Source organism: Enterococcus dongliensis (assembly GCF_031927985.1).
Lineage (GTDB): Bacteria > Bacillota > Bacilli > Lactobacillales > Enterococcaceae > Enterococcus_A > Enterococcus_A dongliensis.
In genome coordinates this window covers 33,681-52,308 of sequence record NZ_JARPZC010000017.1, presented here as the reverse complement: position 1 = coordinate 52,308, position 18,628 = coordinate 33,681, and the positions used below count along the sequence as shown (strand labels likewise).

At 35.1% G+C, this 18,628-nt stretch carries 17 protein-coding genes; 3 read left to right on the top strand and 14 right to left on the bottom strand.

From position 1 onward, the window contains the following. Positions 1-44: 44 nt before the first annotated feature. Positions 45-2,471, bottom strand: a complete 2,427-nt coding sequence (locus P7D84_RS11605) for a GH39 family glycosyl hydrolase (protein WP_311806513.1) — start codon at positions 2,469-2,471, stop codon at positions 45-47. Between the two features lie 447 nt (positions 2,472-2,918). Here P7D84_RS11605 and P7D84_RS11600 point away from each other — a divergent pair, with 447 nt between their 5' ends. Beyond that, positions 2,919-3,317: a helix-turn-helix domain-containing protein gene (locus P7D84_RS11600; protein WP_311800738.1), complete on the top strand. Its 399-nt coding sequence runs from the start codon at positions 2,919-2,921 to the stop codon at positions 3,315-3,317. Between the two features lie 11 nt (positions 3,318-3,328). Further along, a complete protein-coding gene (locus tag P7D84_RS11595; protein WP_311806512.1) occupies positions 3,329-3,649 on the top strand; it encodes a hypothetical protein in 321 nt (106 codons plus the stop codon). A 141-nt stretch (positions 3,650-3,790) separates the two neighbouring features. Here P7D84_RS11595 and P7D84_RS11590 read toward each other — a convergent pair whose 3' ends face one another. The 13 genes from P7D84_RS11590 to metE all read right to left on the bottom strand — a co-directional run bounded on the left by P7D84_RS11590 (position 3,791) and on the right by metE (position 17,431). Continuing rightward, positions 3,791-4,858, bottom strand: coding sequence for a bifunctional transcriptional activator/DNA repair enzyme AdaA (locus tag P7D84_RS11590; protein ID WP_311806511.1), 1,068 nt, complete (start codon positions 4,856-4,858; stop codon positions 3,791-3,793). Positions 4,859-5,104: 246 nt separating this feature from the next. Then, complete coding sequence (locus P7D84_RS11585; protein ID WP_311806510.1) at positions 5,105-5,464, bottom strand: MoaF-related domain-containing protein; 360 nt, start codon at positions 5,462-5,464, stop codon at positions 5,105-5,107. Positions 5,465-5,607: 143 nt separating this feature from the next. Further along, positions 5,608-6,330 (bottom strand): alpha/beta hydrolase, encoded by a 723-nt coding sequence (locus P7D84_RS11580; RefSeq protein ID WP_311806509.1) that lies wholly within the window; start codon positions 6,328-6,330, stop codon positions 5,608-5,610. A gap of 134 nt (positions 6,331-6,464) precedes the next feature. After that, positions 6,465-7,217 carry an amino acid ABC transporter ATP-binding protein gene (locus tag P7D84_RS11575; protein WP_311806508.1) on the bottom strand — a complete coding sequence of 251 codons (753 nt, stop codon included), beginning with the start codon at positions 7,215-7,217 and terminating at the stop codon, positions 6,465-6,467. Then, a complete protein-coding gene (locus tag P7D84_RS11570; protein WP_311806507.1) occupies positions 7,156-7,923 on the bottom strand; it encodes an amino acid ABC transporter permease in 768 nt (255 codons plus the stop codon). Before P7D84_RS11570 ends, P7D84_RS11575 begins: the two co-directional genes overlap by 62 nt. After that, positions 7,920-8,624 carry an amino acid ABC transporter permease gene (locus P7D84_RS11565; protein ID WP_311800730.1) on the bottom strand — a complete coding sequence of 235 codons (705 nt, stop codon included), beginning with the start codon at positions 8,622-8,624 and terminating at the stop codon, positions 7,920-7,922. The genes P7D84_RS11570 and P7D84_RS11565 overlap by 4 nt, the downstream gene beginning before the upstream one ends. 10 nt (positions 8,625-8,634) lie before the next feature. Next, positions 8,635-9,486, bottom strand: coding sequence for a transporter substrate-binding domain-containing protein (locus P7D84_RS11560; protein ID WP_311806506.1), 852 nt, complete (start codon positions 9,484-9,486; stop codon positions 8,635-8,637). A gap of 9 nt (positions 9,487-9,495) precedes the next feature. Further along, on the bottom strand, positions 9,496-10,479 hold the full coding sequence (locus P7D84_RS11555; RefSeq protein ID WP_311806505.1) for a uroporphyrinogen decarboxylase family protein: 984 nt from the start codon (positions 10,477-10,479) through the stop codon (positions 9,496-9,498). Between the two features lie 269 nt (positions 10,480-10,748). Next, on the bottom strand, positions 10,749-11,672 hold the full coding sequence (locus P7D84_RS11550; RefSeq protein WP_311800727.1) for a LysR family transcriptional regulator: 924 nt from the start codon (positions 11,670-11,672) through the stop codon (positions 10,749-10,751). A 32-nt stretch (positions 11,673-11,704) separates the two neighbouring features. Then, on the bottom strand, positions 11,705-12,799 hold the full coding sequence (locus P7D84_RS11545) for a PLP-dependent transferase (RefSeq protein WP_311806504.1): 1,095 nt from the start codon (positions 12,797-12,799) through the stop codon (positions 11,705-11,707). Between the two features lies 1 nt (position 12,800). Further along, positions 12,801-14,000, bottom strand: a complete 1,200-nt coding sequence (locus tag P7D84_RS11540; protein WP_311806503.1) for a MalY/PatB family protein — start codon at positions 13,998-14,000, stop codon at positions 12,801-12,803. Between the two features lie 326 nt (positions 14,001-14,326). Next, the gene (gene metF, locus P7D84_RS11535; protein ID WP_311800723.1) at positions 14,327-15,184 is read right to left on the bottom strand and encodes a methylenetetrahydrofolate reductase [NAD(P)H]; all 858 of its coding nucleotides are present in this window, start codon (positions 15,182-15,184) and stop codon (positions 14,327-14,329) included. A 3-nt stretch (positions 15,185-15,187) separates the two neighbouring features. Continuing rightward, entirely contained in the window at positions 15,188-17,431 is a 2,244-nt protein-coding gene (gene metE, locus P7D84_RS11530; protein WP_311800722.1) for a 5-methyltetrahydropteroyltriglutamate--homocysteine S-methyltransferase, read from the bottom strand. A 134-nt stretch (positions 17,432-17,565) separates the two neighbouring features. Between metE and P7D84_RS11525 the strand changes: the two genes are divergently transcribed. Continuing rightward, positions 17,566-18,489, top strand: a complete 924-nt coding sequence (locus tag P7D84_RS11525; RefSeq protein ID WP_311806502.1) for a LysR family transcriptional regulator — start codon at positions 17,566-17,568, stop codon at positions 18,487-18,489. The last annotated feature ends 139 nt before the right edge of the window (positions 18,490-18,628 follow it).

Below are 18,628 nucleotides of genomic sequence, written 5' to 3'. Positions count from 1 at the left end.
AACGCATACATATACAAAAAACAAGATTGTATAATACAATCTTGTTAACTTGAAATCTTTTGAATATCGATTAATTGAATATCTTGAGGATAGATGTCCAGTTCTACTCTTAATTGATTATCATTAGAAAGCTGTTCTTTTATTTTTATCTGTGGTTGACAACGATACTTCAGATAAGTAATTATTTCATCATCTAACCGATCTAAATTACTAACTTGATTAATCTCTTCTAAAATATTTCCTGACTCTTGACCTATACGATAGTATTTAATCCGGTAATTACATGACTTTTCATTTAAATCCTTTAGCAAAATTTTTCTTTTTTGAACATCTGCTGTTGCAAATAAAGAAGTAGCATTTCTTCTCGTAAAAACACTATTAAAATCATAATAATAGGTTGAATTCAAATGACTATATGAGAAGCATAGTATCTGAATTCGATTGGATCCCCTTTGTGTAATCAATAAATCTTCAGATTGATATACCACTAGATCGTTTAATTTACTTAAAAATAGATACGCATAGTAACCAATTTTAGGAATTCCACTTTTAGAAATCAAGCCAGAGCCTCCAAATATTTCTTTAGTAGCTGTATCAAATGTAGTCACAGATAAATCAGATAGTTGCCAATAACCAATGAGGTCACAATGTGGAATAACTGATAATACATTTTTTAGAATATAGCTTCCCTTAAACGCTGTATCGTTTATAATATCCCGATTCAAAATCGTTACGTTAAATTCCGTAATATAAACTTTTCCTTGATAATTAATTTCTGTTAATAATTTCTTGAATTTTTTTATTCGGTGTAACATATAATCAGAATCTGGAGAAATAGATGCATGATAATTCTTTTTCTGATTTATCTGTTGTTTTACAGCATCCATTGGGTAAATAGATAAACTAATAAAATCTGGACGTCCTTTTCCCTTAGTCCATTGATTAAGAAATAGAGTTAAATCTTGTGACTCTATATCTAAACTGAGTCCACATCCGCCTACTTGAATTGTTGGAACAATCTGATGGATAGCTTCTTTGATAGCAGAAAACGCATCAATATATACTTTTTCTTGAGCTAAATTTAATTGAACACCTTGATCATCTATTCTAGTTAAGTCCTCATGACCAATCGTTTTTATGACCAATGGATTAGGCTTCCATATTTCAATAATCCACGAGGACACTTCTTCCAAGCCAAAAACATCGATACAATGACGGAAAAATGTTTGAAATCTCCGAATTAAATCCGAAAGCTCATAAGATTTTCGGGTGAAGGGATATCTTTTAATAATCTGTGTATGAGATTCATGGATTAACTTCCCCTTAAATCCTAGTTCTAAAAAAGGAGTCATACCTGCTTTTATTATTATTTGTAATATTTCATCAACAGTAGAAAAATCATAGATTTCATTATTTTGTTCCAATATTTCTTCACTTAGCAGACCCCAAACACGACCATATTTAAAAGGATTATTTTTTTGTAAAAAATGAATCTGTTCTACAAATGAAGCATGAGTAAGATCTCCTGCATATCCAAGATTAATCATATTTTTCTGGAAATTTTGTTGGTAGGTATTCTTTATGGAAACTTGTAGAGTTTCCTCATTAATTTTTTCAGCTTTTTCTTTAAAGTAAGCTTCTAAATTTTGAATATCTTTTTTAGCTAAATTATATGTACGTGTAACTTTTGTTTCAGCTTTTATTTCTTTGCGGAATTCACTAGGAGTCAATCCTTGATACTTTTTAAATAATCGATTAAATGAATTAATATTTGAAAATCCTGCTGAAAAAGCAATCTCTGTAATTGATCTTTCAGTCTCCAGTAGATCTTTACGTACCTTCTCCAAACGTTTACGTATCAAATACTCATTCATTGGCATCCCAATTTCACTAGAGAAACTACGAGATAGATATTGATCAGAAACATAAAATTTGCTAGCAATATCTGCAAGATGAATATCTTTATCGAAATTATTATCAATATAAAATTTTAACTCGTATACTTTTTGTTTCATACTTCGTTCTTCTTCTAAACTAGACGTTTTGGCATAACCTTTCTCTATTAATTGAATTAAATGAAAATATTCTGCAAATACTTCTGAGGTAGTATGCGCATCTTGTAGAATATAAAGTTTTAACAATCTCTCAATCGATTGAATTAGTTGATGATCTGTATTTTTACTTTCTGTTACGGAGTTCCCTTCAAAAATCATTCCTTCCTGATTTTCAAAATAGTGATTTAAAATAATTTCAAAAGCTTTAGTATCTTCTGCATAAACTTTGTGTACCAATGATTTTGATAAAAGAATAAAATCATTTTTCTGTAGTGATATTAATTTCCCTTCTTTTTCGATCGTTAATTCACCAGCTAAGACATATACTATGTGGATATTAGCGTCAAAATGTTGAATGATACGGTTTTCTGACAGAATATTTATTTTAATATTTTCCCAAGGTTCAATTAATCGCACTATCTTCGCTCCTCATGTATGTTGTTTTATAGCCATTTCTATTATAAATTTTGTCAATCACTATTCAATAATATTGATAGCGCTTTTATTATATGCGAAATTTTTTCAAATTTATATAATAAAATCATTAATCCTTTTATTAATAGGGTTGAAATATTTCTAAAGTCAATGCACTAATCTTTAAAAATTTAATTTTCCAGAAATTATTTATACTCCTCTGATGTGAAAACTCCATATTTAAGTTTGAAGTAATTGTTTTTTAGATATAAATTTTATTTGCGATATTTTTAATTCTTATATAGTCTTAGATTGACTTTTTTGTTCGTCTTTTGGAATATTTAGGCGGATGGAAAAGCTTTTTTACCTTAGAATTTGCTTTTTATCTCGTTAGTAAACGATTTTTGATTTATTCTTAGATTAAATTATGTGAGGATAGGAGTGTCAATAATGGAAGTTGGGGAGCGTTTAAAGCTTCGGAGAGTGGAATTAAATTTAACACAAGAGTATGTTGCTGAGGTATTAGGTATTACTCGACAAACAATATCGAATTGGGAAAACGGACGAAGCTATCCTGATATTGAGCGGATGATCCGATTGTCCGATGTCTATTCACTTTCATTAGATGAATTATTAAAAGGAGATAAAAAAATGGTCAAACACCTTCAAGAAAATACCCTCGTCAATCACTTTTTAAAAGTATTTATTATCATGCTATCAATAAATATCTTACTGATGATCGTACTAGTAACAAATCAAACAATCAGTAATACGTTTATCTTTATTATATTTGCTCTAATTGGGGTGAATACTCTTACTTTATTTTATCTGATCGTCAAAAAAATTTAGGGGTGGATGTTATGACTCAATCAATTATCCTGATTCTTTTTCTATGTTTACTTTTAGTTGTGATTGTCGGCGTAGGCTACTATTTCTATTCGTTGGTCTTGATCGATGCAAAAAATCGTGGGATCAAACATCCGAGATTTTGGTCATTACTTGCCGCAGGCGGTCAAAATGGCAGCGGATTATTACTCTATCTGTTTAACCGCAGAAAAACAACAAGTACGCTTTCTCCCGCTGAACAACAGAAACTCAAGCGCTTGAAACAAAAAATCTATTATTTAATGTTATTGCTTCTCTTTTTATTTTTGTCATTCATCTTTTTACTCTTTTACTAAGAATTCGTAATACATATGACCATTAAAAGAACAGCCGAACTATGTCTGTAAAGCACGAAATTACAGGAACAGACATAATTTGGCTGTTTTTCTTAGTTATAGCAAAGTCGCTTCTACTTGTTTATACAACTACTCAGCCCATCATTTTTTATTTTCAATCTCTCTATTCGTATATTTCTGCTCTAATTCAAGTAAATATTTTTTTCGTTCTAAACCACCAGCATAACCTGTTAAACGTCCATTTTGAGCAATGACGCGGTGACAGGGGATAATGATCGCCAATTTATTTGCTCCATTAGCACCACCTACTGCTCGAACTTTGTTTTTATCCCCTAATTGAACAGCGATTTCTTGATAACTAAGTGTTTGTCCGTAAGGAATTTGAACCAAACGATCCCAAACTTGTTTTTGAAATGGTGAGCCGTCGTAAAATACTGGAATTGAAAATTCAAAACGCTCTCCTTTAAAATACTCCCTTAACTGTTCTCCAACTCTTTGGCTGATTGTCGTTTGACCATAAATAATCCGAAAATTATATTTTTCTCGCAAGCGTTCAATCTCACGCTCTAGTCCTCGCCGATTTTCAAATTCTAATAAATACAAGTATTCATCATTTGTTAAACAAAGCATCCGACCAATAGGTGTAGATATAAAGGAAGCCATTAATGTTTGGACTGCAATTTTTTTTACTGGATTTCCCATGATTTTAGTGAAAGCATCATTGAATCCGCTAGCCGATTCATAACCCGCTTGCAATTGTTGATCAATCACCTTGCTCCCTTGGGTAATTGCTTTAAGAGCGATTCCCATTCTTCGTGCTCTTGCATATTGGACAAAAGTCATCTGGTAAATCTCTTTAAATTTTCTGCGAGCAGTGGCCGAATTTAACCCAAGTGCTGAAAAATCTGCTTCTTTCCATCGCTTTTCTGGATGAGCTTCTACTTCGTCTACTAATTTTTGGACTTCTTCAGGGATCAACTGCGGAAATGATAGCGGCTGACATATTTTACATGGACGAAAACCTGCTAGCAGCGCTTCCTCCGCCGTTTTATAAAAGGCACAATTTTCAAATTTGGGTTTTCTAGCACGGCATGAGGGATGACAAAAGATTCCGGTCGTTTTGATTCCTACAAAAAATATACCGTCGTATGCGCGATTTTTTTCAAGGAATGCTTGATAGAATTCCTGTTGTTGGGAAATTGTAATCATCACTTTCCCCTCCTTTATCCATCAAGTATAGCGTGATGAAACAATAATTTCTGCCGAAAAATGAACAACTATTTTTTCTTAATGAACAACTATTTTTTCTTATAGAACAAAATTTCTAAGTAGCCCTTACATCAATGGTTAAAAATTAAAATCCTCATAAAAAAACAAAAGAGCACATTGTCTCTTTTGTCTCTTTTAAGCGAGGATGACTTTTAACATATAGAAACTTAATCAGGAATCGTTTTATCAAACTGTCAGGTCTGGTTCCCCATTTTCTGAGATAAAGTGAAAGCTTCCTTCATGAATAAACGGTCTCCGTCCACCACGATAATTCTCATCAGGAAATGTCATAAAACTTTTAACAAACTCATTTTTCGTATCAATCGTATAAGAAACGCAAAGGCCAGATGCTTCAATCCAATCAACGGAAAAAATACCGCCGGGATATTCTTCGATATGAATCTTTTCAACATCAGTTGCTCCAGCATCTTCTGGCCGAATAGACGTCCAACGCAACTGCTTTTCTGCTAAAAAATCAATACGAAACTGGAGCCCTGAATCAAATTTAATAATCGCTGTTTTTCCTTCTAAAGGATGCTGTTTCATAGAGAACCCTCTCTTTCAAAATAAATAATGTGTTACACTCGTACAACTTAAGCATACAAGGTTTAAATACGGATAGCAACAATATAATGTAATCGCATACAATGTGTAGCTGTTGTTATTTAAAAAATGGCTTTAATTAGTTCTCATTGATAAACTTTCCTGGCTAACCAAGTGATTATACGTCGCGCTACTTGTTCGTTTTGATCATTGATGGTACTTTTTCCATCGTTTTTTTGTGTCCCATAAGACCCAAAACCAGCATGATTTCCTCCAGATATTTCTTGGTATTCAGTCTTAATAGGCAAATATTTTTTAGCCTGTTGATATGCTTGATGATTTAACACAGTATCATTTTCTGCCGTCAATGACAGTGTTGGTATCTTCAGAGTTGTCAAACGTCCCTGTTCATCTGGATAGCTTGCTAAAAAAAATACTCCGCTTAATTTCTTAGGATGTTCTTTTGCAAAACGGCTAGCCATAACGCCACCTAAAGAGTGCCCACCGACCACATAATTTCGATCAGTTTGACTAGTAAGAACTTTTTCTCCGCTTTTTGGTGCCAAAATCGCCAAATCAAAAGGCATTTTTAATAAATAGACTGGATAGCCCGCATTTGCAAGTTCTTGTGCCCAGAGACTATAACTATCTGGCTCAACCAATGCCCCTGGATAAAAAATAATGATTGGTTTAGAAGAATTTTTAGACGGAAAATATAACCAATCATTCGTTTCTTGTGCATGTCTAGCTACTTGTTGTGCTTGCTTTGTCGGAGGATGAGCCTGTGTGTGTAAATAAGCCATTCCGCCAATAATTACAAAGAGCACACTAATAAAAATTACCCAAAGAACCTTTTTCCACGTTTTCATTGCAGCTGCTCCTTTCTTTCGTTATCATCCTATCATTTTCCAAAGATTAATCCCAACTTTTTACTAAAACAAGAGATCGCGCCTGATGCAACGATCTCTTGTTTTAGTACTATTTAAATGTAAAAAAATTTTAACTAAAATTCACTAGTTGCTTCCGGTAAGATCCTTTGTAAAAATCTTCGAGTTCGTTCTTCCTTCGGTTGAGTAAAAAACTCACTTGGACTTCCTTCTTCAACAATTTGTCCTTGATCCATGAACATCACGTGATTTGCGACATCACGAGCAAAACTCATCTCATGAGTTACTACTACCATAGTCACTCCTTCTTCAGCCAGCTGACGCATCACTTGTAGTACATCGCCAATCAGCTCTGGATCCAAGGCAGAAGTTGGTTCATCAAATAAGATGACTTCTGGTTTAAGTGCAATTGCCCGAGCAATCCCAATACGTTGTTGCTGTCCTCCAGATAATTCATGAGGATAGTAATCTTCATAAGCACCCAGACCAACCTTTTCAATAGCTGCTTTAGAAAGTTTCAACGCTTCCTGTTTAGGAATTTTACGTGCGATGATCAACCCTTCTGATACATTTTCCAATGCTGTCTTATTAGCAAATAAATTATAGTGTTGAAAAACAAATGCTGTCTTTCGTCGTATTTGAAGCATTTCTTTATTTTTTATTTTAGCAAGATCAAATTCTTGCTGATTAATTTTTAATGTCCCTGCATCGGCTCTTTCCAGTCCATTCAAGCATCGTAAAAAGGTGGTTTTCCCAGATCCACTAGGGCCTAAAATAACTACTACATCTCCTTTATTTACATTTAAACTAACGTTGTTGAGAATTTCCTGTTGATAAAAGTGCTTGCGGATATTTTTGACTTTTAACATGTTGTTGCTCCTTCCTAATCGTTCGGAAATTTAGCTGTTTATTCAATAAATAAAAGGCACCTTGCAGACCGCCACAAAGTAATAAATAGATAACAAATATTACGAAGTAGGATTCAAAATATTGATACCCATGGGCTGCTTGAACTTTTGCGATTGCTGTGATGTCCTTAATCGTCATCACAAAAACCAATGAAGTACCTTTTACCAAATTTATTGTTAGATTTGATAAATTCGGTAACGCTGAGATCAAAGCTTGCGGAAAGATAATTCGGCGGTACGTCTGAAATGTCGTCAAGCCTACTGACTGACCAGCCTCAAGTTGCTGTTTACTCACCGTTGAAAGTGCCGAACGAAAAATCTCTGATAAACTACCCGTTGTCAAAAAACTAAAAATAATAAACGCATAATAAATCGGTGATAGATTAAATATATTAAATGAGCTATTAATAGCGCTCAATAATCGATTTAACAAACTAGGCAACAAACTATAAAAAAACAGAATCAATAAAATAGGTGGCGTAGCTCGAATAAAGGCAAGGTATACGATTGAAAAAGTCGTCACACCTTTTATTTTATGTATTCTTCCAAGTGCTAATAAGATAGCTGGGATAATACTAAAAATGATTGATACTCCTGCAATCAAAAGTGTGATTGGGACACCATGTAATGCCAAAACAAATGTTTCAAAAATATAATCTAAATTCATTTAAGTGCCCCTTTTCTTTGAGGAATCAATAGGATTTCTAAACCTTGTGTACCAAGAGCAATGATCAATGCCATCACCCAATAAATAATAGCAGCAGCAGAATAAACTTCTAATGAATGATTCCCAAAGTTACGACTGATCAATAAATTTGCCCCGCCAAGAACATCTATCAAACCGATCGTGTAAGCTAATGCAGCATCCTTCATCAAGTTTAACAATGCCGTCGAAAAGTTCGGCAAAGCAATTCGGAAAGCCTGAGGAAGAATAATTCTTCTAAAAGTCTGACTTTGAGTTAATCCAACACTGAGACTAGCTTCTGTTTGCCCTTTAGGTACCGCTGAATATGCTGAAATGAAAACTTTTGAGATCATCGCTGCAAATAACAATGTTAATGCTATCACTGCAAAGGCTGTTCGTGACCATTCATCACTTTGAATACCTAACCACCAAAATAATAACTTCGGTAATCCGTAAAAGACAAGAAACAATAACACTATCGGTGGCGTACAACGTAAAATAAAAATGTAACTTTCAGCTAGGCGTCGAATCGTTCGTTCCGGCGCAAAAGTTCCCCAAGAAACTAAGAAACCTAAAATTGTTCCTAAAAGAACTGTTAATCCTATGACAAGTAAAGTCTTAGGAACATACTCAATTAATTGCGGAAGTGTTTGCCAAACTTTTGACCAATCATAACGAACCATCAAAATCCCTCTATTCTTGAATAAATTTAAAAACATCCTCATCAAAATATTTCTTTGAAAGCTTAGTTAATGTACCTTCATCTTGTAATTCTTTAACTGCCTTTTCATAAGCCTTTGAGAACTTTTCGTTTTTCTCACTTTTATGCAACAATGGATATGTTGGAATTCCTTTGTATGGAACATAACTCAATTGATCCGCATATTGGTGGTACGATCCTTTCTCATTTTGAATAGCCTCTTCAAAAGACAATTTAATATCAAAATAGGCATCATAACGTTTTTCCAAGACCCATGCATATGCGTCAGAGACATTGAATGCTTCGGCAGCTTTTAATTGGATCGGTTTATCGGTATGATCTTTGTTGTACTCTTCAATCACATTCCATTGAGCATTTTGAGGTGAAATTGGTACACCACCTGCTTTTGCGATATCATCAATATTTTTATATTTTTGTTCATCTGCTTTGCGAATAGTAAAACCAATGACGCTAGCACCAATTTTTTCTTTAGGAATGATAAATTTCTCCGCACGTTCAGCTGTGTACCAGGCACCTTTGACCCCCAGATCATATTTTCCTGACTCTAGTCCAATCAATAAATCTTCATCACTTGTTCCTGTAAATTTCAATTTGTATTGAGGCAGCTTTTTATCAATAGCTTTCAATACTTGTACTTCAAAGCCATCAGAGTCTCCTTTGTCGTTGATATAATCATACGGTACGTAATTTTGAGTATGAGCAACATTGATAGTTGTCACCTGCTCCTTAGCGACCGCTTTTTTATTATTGCTTCGAACACCTATGGTAATTGCGACTACTGCGATTACCGCAGCTCCTATGACTAACCATTTTTTCATTTTCATTCTCCCTTTTTATACAAATAGTTTTGCTGCTTGACGAACCGCTTCAAGGTTCTCTAATGAGATATCACTAGGTACCGTGCAATCTGCACCAAGGATAATCCCTGTTGTTCCAGCATTTTTCAATAATTCTTCAACAGCTCCTTGAATCTTAGCTGGCGAACCTTGATACAAGAGTCCACGGCTAGAATTTTCAAAACCACCAATAACTGTCTTATCAAAAAATTTCTGTCCTTCGATTAAAGAAACATCTTCTGGCCCAACCGCCCAGTTCACCGCAGCAGCTGGGTAATTTTGATATAAATTTAAATCATTCTTGGCACCTTCATAACCACAAATATGCAAAATATTTTGTCCACCCGACTTATTTGCGGCTTCTAAGACTTTCAAATCACTTGGTTGGATAACCGTCTCATAAGTTTCTTTAGTAATGCGAGAATCTTGAACATTTTGAACGCTTAAATAAATCCCATCGATAGTTGTTTCGGCTAAAATTTTTGTTACTAATGTCACTAAGTCCTCTGCAATTACTTCTAATGCTTGAGCAACTAATTCCGGTGCTTTTACTAATAATTCAGCAAATTGTGCTTCTCCTCCAGGTAGTTGCCATTTGAAATAAGTAGCGGGAGCAAAGATATTGTAAAAAGCAGCAATTTCTTCGACAAATTGATCCGTCTGTTTTTTTATCAGCTCAACTTGGCCTTGAAACCAAGAATGATTGCTATCAATAGCTTGAATTACTTTAAGATCATCTGTCGTTTCAATTTGTTGAATAACCTCATTAGGATAGTAAAAATATCCATCACTCATCAATTTCACAAAATCAGGCCTAAAAACTTCAATAAATTTTTTATGTCCTTCAATATTTAATTGAATATTTTCTTTACTTGGTGCTGCATTCTCGGGATCATCTAAAAAATGAAACCAAAATCCAACTGGGACTCGTTCTACTTTCTCTTTTTTCAACGCTCGTAATACTAACTCTTTTTTTGTCATAAAATCGCTCCCTCATTTTTTTAAGAAAAATAAAAAGGACCTGAATGAAATTCAAGTCCTTTGGTCATCATTAAATGTCGTCAGTTGTTAATATCGCCATTTAAGAGTATGCCAAAGAACATGATGGACATAGACACATCATGCATGGCATCATTTTACTTGTTTGTTTTATACTCTCCATAAAAAATCGTCCCTTCCAAATAAGTTCTATTCAATGGAATAACTATACCAGTTAGTAGTAGGACTAAGCTAATTGAGATTTTTTATGACTATCCATTGTTTTTGATTATAACATCTTGTGCTTTTTCTAATGTTTTCTTCAATTCGGTTAAAAAAAAGGCTCCGATTTCTGACTGTTTGCGTCGACCGTTGGTTATTACAACCAAAGAATGAACGTCTGCATCTTTCAATGGGCGTAAAACGATTTGATCTTTAGTTAATCCATTGATGATCCCTAGACCTGAAGCATAAGCATCGGAGGCATCCAATAAGTTCATCAATGTACCTCGATCATTTGTATAAAGATTTGATTGTTCTTTAGAAATATCAATAGGATCTTCATCTAAATGAGCAGATCCATGATCTTCTTGGATAAAACGAACTTGCGGGTACGGAATCAGATCTTCTTTTGTTAAAAAAGGCTTTGCCGCAAGTGGATGATCTTTCCCTAAATAGATGTGGGTGGAAAAATTCCCTAATACTTCAAAATTAAGGCTTTCTTGACTAAAATAGCGCTCGAGCATCCGTTTGCTCTGAGGGTTTAGATAAATAATTCCTAATTCACTTTCAAAATCTCGAATACTCTCTAAAATTTTTTTCGTTGTAGTTTCAACTAAATAAAAATTTTGACAAACAGACTGAAATTTTTTTGTGACTTTGGTGAATGGTTCATATAAAAAATCGTAATGTTGAGAACTTACAGTAAAATTCTTTTTAGTTCCAGACACAAAGTGTTTTTCCATCTCTTCGACTTGTGATAAGATCCGTTTTGCATAGATCAAAAAATCACTGCCCGCTTCAGTCAGGCAAACGCCTGACTTTGAGCGATGAAACAGTTGGACATCTAATTCACTTTCTACTTCTTTAATTGAACTAGAAAGACTAGGTTGTGTCACGAATAATTCTTTTGCTGCTTGGCTGAAGCTGCCTACTTGGGCAATCGTTACTACATACCGGTATTGCTGTAAATTCATTATCATTCCTCCTTGAGTATTAGAACACCGGTCTATTCTTCAAAAACCTGCAATCCTTGGGTAAGATCGTACAATAAATCCTGGCTGTCTTCAATCCCGACTGACAAACGAAGCAAATTATCCCTCAATCCATAAGATTCCCGTAACTCTTTAGGAATATCTGCATGCGTTTGTGTCGTTGGATAAGTAATTAATGTTTCCACTCCACCTAGGCTTTCGGCAAAGGTAACCAATTTTAATTCTGCTAGAAAACGATCGATTTTATGTGCATCTTTCACATAAAAACTAATCATTCCGCCGATTCCTGGATATAGTACTTTTTCAATCTGAGGCAACGATGCCAATACTTTGGCGATTTCCTGTGCATTTTTTTCTTGTTGTTCAAAACGAACTTTTAAAGTCTTTAAGCTGCGGATAAACAACCAACTATCAAAACTTGATAAAGTAGGTCCAGTTGTATTGCAAAGCCATGCCAGTTTTTCTCCTAATTCAGCTTCTTTTGCAATTACGACACCGGCAAGCAAATCATTGTGTCCGCTCAAAAATTTCGTTCCTGAATGAACCACGATATCTGCCCCCTCTTTTAATGGCTGTTGTCTCAATGGGGTAGAGAACGTATTGTCGACAATCAACAGGGCATCATTTTGATGAGCTAATTCTGCCGTATCTGCAATTGAAACTTCTTGCATTAATGGATTCGTCGGTGTTTCTAAGAAAACAGCGTCGATTTTTTCATTCAATTGTTTTTTTAAACTATCGAAATCATCAAAATAATGAAATCTTGAAAAATTTTGTCGTTCCAGTTCTTTGAAATAACGATAACTACCACCATAAAGATCACGAGAAACCAAAAACTCACTTTTGGCTGGGAAATAATTAAATACTAGTTGGATTGCACTCATCCCAGAGCTAGTGACGATTCCTTGGCTACCAGCTTCTAATTTAGCCAAAGCATCTTCTAAAATCGTTCTTGTGGGATTTTTTGTACGAGTATAGTCATAACCGGTACCTTGTCCTAGTTCAGGATGAGAGTATGTGGTCGATAAATAAATTGGTGCAGAAACTGCCCCCGTTTGTTTGTCACTATGATTTCCAATTTGTGCTAATTCTGTCGCAGTATGATACATCTTATTTTCCTCCTTTGATTTTGCGGTTTACCTCATATAGCCTATTTAAGGTAAACTTAATATTGTCAGAACTTGTCGCTAAATTTATCCGAATAAATCCTTTCGTTTCAGCTGAAAACCACTCTCCATAATCAATCGCTAAACCAGCCTGTTCTTGAATAAATGACTTTGTCTCTGGTGTTGTGAGCCAATTTCTTAAATCGAGCCAAGCCAAATACGTTCCTTGGAGATCATGAACCTTGATTTCTGGAATATTTTTACCAAGTTGCTCTTTCAATAATTGATAATTTTGATTTATTACCGACAACAAACTTTGCAGCCAGTCATCGCCTTTATCATAGGCAGTCAGTCCCGCTAATTGTCCTAATACACTATTTTCCGTTTGACGATGCTTGTTTTCCCAGTCTTGGTATTGTATTTGTAAATCTTTATCTGGCAACCAAATATGAGCGTTAAGTAATGCCGCTAAATTGAATGTTTTAGATGGTGCATTGCAAACAATCAGATGATCCAAAAAATTTAATTCCTCAGCTACCGTTACAGCAGAAACAAAGGAATGTCCTGGTAGAATCAGATCGGAATGGATCTCATCTGAAATAACCAATACATCGTTTTCTTTACACAAACGAAAGACCTCGGTTAATTCTACCTTAGTCCACACACGACCAACTGGGTTATGGGGAGAACATAAAATGAAAAGTTTTACGTTATTGTTTATCAACTGATTCTCAAAATCCACCAGATCCATCTGATACCCAGCTTTTGTTTCAACTAAATTAGAAGTTATTAACTGTCGTTTTTGTTTTTTGATTGCATCGAAAAAAGGATAGTATACCGGTGGTTGTATGATAATTTGATCTTCTTCTTCAGTAAAACAACTGATTAGATCGTACAATCCTTGAACAACACCTGTTGTAAAGTGCAGCCAGTCTTTTTGAAATGCTGTTTGTTCATGTCGTCTTTGCCAGCCTTCATAAGCAGAAAAATAGGTCGTTGGAACCAAAGAATAACCAAAAATCCCATGATCAATCCGTTTTTTCAAAGTTTCTTGAACAAATGGCGGAACGGAAAAATCCATATCTGCTACCCACAAAGGTAATAATTTCCCGTCTCCATAGCGCTCTTCTAGTCCATCCCATTTTAATGAATCCGTTTGATATCTCTTTTGATAATAATTTTGAACAAATTCTGTTGCTTCCATACTACTCACCCCTTTTTAGAATAAAAAAACCGTCCCTTTGTCAACTTGACAAAGGGACGGTTTGAACCGTGTTACCACCCAAATTCGTATCTAAAAATACCTCGACAGCTCCAATTGAAGCTCGGCGAGATAACGGTCGCTGCCGTCTAACGAGCGTTAACCCGCAAGAGAACTCAGAGTTCATCTTCATTGAGTTTGCTTTGTCCCCTTTCTCACCAACCAGGGTCTCTGTAACTAGTTCCGTCAATTACTCTTCTCATCACTGTTTCAATATTAACGTTAATGTAATTATAATCATTTTATCATTTATGTCAAATAATAAAAAATTATCCCGCTTTAATCTGCCCATGTAAGACATTTTTAGTATTATGATAAATATGTTTTGCCACTTCGGCATTATTCATCGTATAAAGATGGATACCAGCAACATCTTGTGTTGATAGATCAATGATTTGATCGACTGCATAGGCCAAACCAGCTTCTTTTAAGGATGTTGGATCATGTTCGTATTTTTCTAAAATAGCTAGAAACTTGCGCGGCAATTTAGTTTGCGTCGTCTTAATCAGACGCAAGGCTTGATTGCGGTTAACTATTGGCATAATTCCTGCAAGGATCGGAACTTTAATATCTGCTAGGTAACAAGATTCTTGAAAATGATAAAACAACTCATTGTCAAAGAACAGCTGGGTGATCAGCTGTTCACAACCGACAGAAACTTTTTTCTTCAAATTTTGTATGTCGGCGACTCTGCTTACTGACTCTGGATGTACCTCTGGATAACAAGCTCCGCTGATGTGAAAATGCGGAGCTTCTTTTTTTACATAATCTACTAAATCACTTGCATAATGAAAATCATTTTCTGGCGGTAATTCTGGAATAATATCTCCTCGTAAGGCTAAGATTCGATCAATCCCCAACTTGTCTAACTGTTTAACCAATTCATCAGCCTGTGCTTGATTTAAATAGACTGCCGGTAAATGAGCAATTGTCTGAACCTTTAATTCATTGTGAATGTAGTCCGCTACTTTTAGTGTCGTCTCTGCGATTGTCTGACGATTGTTGCTGCAAGTAACACTGATAAAATCAGGCTGCAGTTGCTGCAATTCTTTCAATGTTTCAAACAGTTTATTCGCACCAATTTGAGTATTTGGCGGAAAGACTTCAAATGATAGTGTACTGGACATAGGCTACAGTTCCTCTCTGATTTGTTTCACCGCTTCTGTCATATTCGTTAAACTAGCAGTCGTTTCAGGAATCCCCCGTGTCTTTAACCCGCAATCGGGATTGATCCAAACTTTTTCTAAGGGTACTTTAGCTAAGATTTTACCAATCGTCTGTTTGATTTCATCAACTGCTGGGATTCGTGGTGAGTGGATATCATAAACACCTGGTCCAACCGCTGTTTTGAAATGTTGGCGTTTCAATTCATCTAAAATAGCTAGATTTGAACGCGAAGCTTCAAAAGAAATCACATCTGCATCCATTTGATCGATGGCTGGGATAATATCGGTAAATTCGCTATAGCACATATGCGTATGAATCTGGGTCGTTGCTTGTACTTTACTGTGTACTAAACGAAAGGCTGGAATTGACCAGTCTAAATATTCCGAGTACCAATCTGTTTTTCTTAGCGGTAATTTCTCTCTCAATGCAGCCTCATCAATTTGGATCACTCGCACCCCATTTTTTTCTAAATCAAGTACCTCTTCTTGAATGGCTAAAGCAATTTGCAAGGTTGAATCTTTTAAGCTGATGTCTTCTCGCGGGAATGACCAGTTTAATATAGTCACTGGCCCTGTCAGCATACCCTTCACAATTTTTTCTGTTTGATTTTGAGCATAAGATGACCATTTAACGGTGATCGGCTTTTCACGAGCAACATCTCCCCAAATAATTGGTGGTTTGACTCCGCGTGTACCATAAGATTGGACCCAACCATTTTTACTAAATAAATAGCCTGACAAGTTTTGTCCAAAGTACTCTACCATGTCGTTTCGTTCAAACTCACCATGAACTAAGACATCTAAGCCGATTTCTTCTTGCCATTTGAGCCATTCATTAATCTGCTGAGCAATAAATTGATCATAGACTTCTTCACTGATTTCATGACGTTTATACTTTGCTCGAGTCAGCTTAACTTCTCTTGTTTGAGGAAACGAACCAATCGTTGTCGTTGGTAATATCGGAAAATCAAAGGCATCTTTTTGTAACTCTTTTCGTTCTTCAAAATCTGGTTTTCGCACATAGTCTTCTGCTGCCAATGCTTTGATTTTTTCTTGTACTACTTTGTTTTCGATAAAACGATTATCTGCGAATAATTTTTGATTAGTCTTTAATGCCTCTTCTGCTCCAGCTAGAATATCTGCTAAATCCACTAGTTCCGTCAGCTTCTCTTTGGCAAAAGCAAAATGTTGTTTGATTTCATTAGAAAAATCTTCGTTCTCAGTTGTAAATGGTACATGAAGTAGTGAACAAGAAGTTGTTAGTACAAGATTTTCCTGATTGATTTGGGTTAATACATCGACTGTTTGTTGGTAATTGTTTCGCCAAATGTTTTTTCCATTCACCACTCCGGCAAACAATACTTTGTCTTGAGGAAATCCTTGTTTAAGTAATTCTACTGTTTTGCGGCCTTCGATAAAATCCAATCCTATCCCAGCAAAAGGTAACTTGATTACTGTCTCATAGGCATCACGAATATCCCCAAAATAAGTTTGTAACAAGACTTTAATTTTAGCATCTGCTAATAATTCTTGATAGATTGCTTGAAATTCTTGTAATTCTGCAGCCGTCACATCTTTTACTAAGCTTGGTTCATCTATTTGGAGCCATTCAGCCCCCAGATCACTAAGGCGTTGGATAATTTCTTTATATGCAGTTGTTAATTCCACAACGATATTTCCCCGATCAACTTCAGGAGCAAATTCACTCAATTGTAATAATGTAAATGGTCCAACGATTACTGGACGGGTATCTATCCCCAGGTTCTTTGCTTCTTGGTATTCTTTGAAAATTTTGTCACCAGTCACAGAAATCGTTGTATCTTTTTCAAATTTCGGCACGATATAGTGATAATTAGTATTAAACCATTTCTTCATGGGACGTGCTTTGATATCCCCTTTTTCTCCTTGATAGCCCCGAGCCAAAGCAAAGTATTTTTCACTTTCAGATAAACTCAACTCAGTTAGTTCTTTGGGGATGATATTTAGCAAACAAGCTGTATCGAGTGTCGTATCATAAAAAGAGAAGTCATTACTAGGAATTCCTTCGACTCCACTATTTTTAATCAATTGCCAATGTTTCTTCCGTAACTCCTTTGAAAAATCTTCCAATTCGTCAATCGTTAATTCATTTCTAAAGTATTTTTCAGTTGCAAATTTTAATTCCCGATTTTCTCCAATTCTGGGAAATCCAATAATCGCTGTTTTCATATAATTTCCTCCTTCAGCTGTGTACGGTACACATTATCATGCTTCTTTTTACTTGAATAACTGAAAAAAGTAATAACTAGTTATAGCCAACAGCTATAACATCCGTTATACTCATAAAAAATAGAGGTGAAACGATGCGTTTACAACAACTGATTTATTTTGAAAAAATTATCGAAAAAGGATCCATCAATGAAGCTGCCAAAGCGTTATATCTCACTCAACCCAGTCTTTCTAACGCCTTGAAAGAGTTAGAAAATGAAATGAATGTTCAACTGCTCGTACGAAACAAACAAGGGATCATTCCTACATCAGAAGGGCGTGAATTTTTGATCTATTGTCGTCAAATTTTAGATCAAGTCAATCTGTTAGAAGAAAAATTCAAAAATAAACCGCTTCGCAAACAAAGTTTTTCGGTCTCTGCCCAGCATTATGCCTTTGTGGTCCATGCGTTTGTAGAATTATTGCGAACCGTAAATGCTGATGAATACAACTTTACTTTACGTGAAACGGAAACAGAAAATATTTTTGACGATTTGACTACTTTTAAAAGTGAAGTGGGTGTTTTGTATTTAAATTCGTTTAATCAACAAGTCATGAAAAAATTATTCAAAGAAAAAGGGCTTGAATTTACCCCGCTATTTGAAGCAAAACCACACGTTTTTGTCAGTCGTTCGAATCCTTTAGTAGCTAAAAAACAAATCACTTTAGCTGATCTTGAAGGATATCCTTATTTGTCTTACGAACAAGGAGAGACGAATTCATTTTATTTTTCTGAAGAGATTTTGAGTACTTGGGATCGCAAAAAAAATATCAAAGTCAGCGATCGCGCAACGATTTTCAATTTAATGGTCGGACTTAACGGATACACGATAAGTTCCGGGATTATCAGTAGTGAATTGAATGACGATAAGATCGTAGCCATTCCGTTAGAATACAATGATGTCATCACATTAGGCTGGATCAAACAACAACAACTAGAACTCAGCCCTTTGGCTCAACATTATTTAGAACTTTTAAAAGAACATATCCGTGGATATGGTTTTGAAATTCTAGTCTAAATTTTCACCAAACAATCAACAATCATTCTGTTATTTTTCCTATAAACAGAAAAGTTCTCTCAATTATTAATTAATCTATGAATATCAACCTTATTAATATGAATGATGCTGTAACAATCACTTATTCAACTGATTTCAT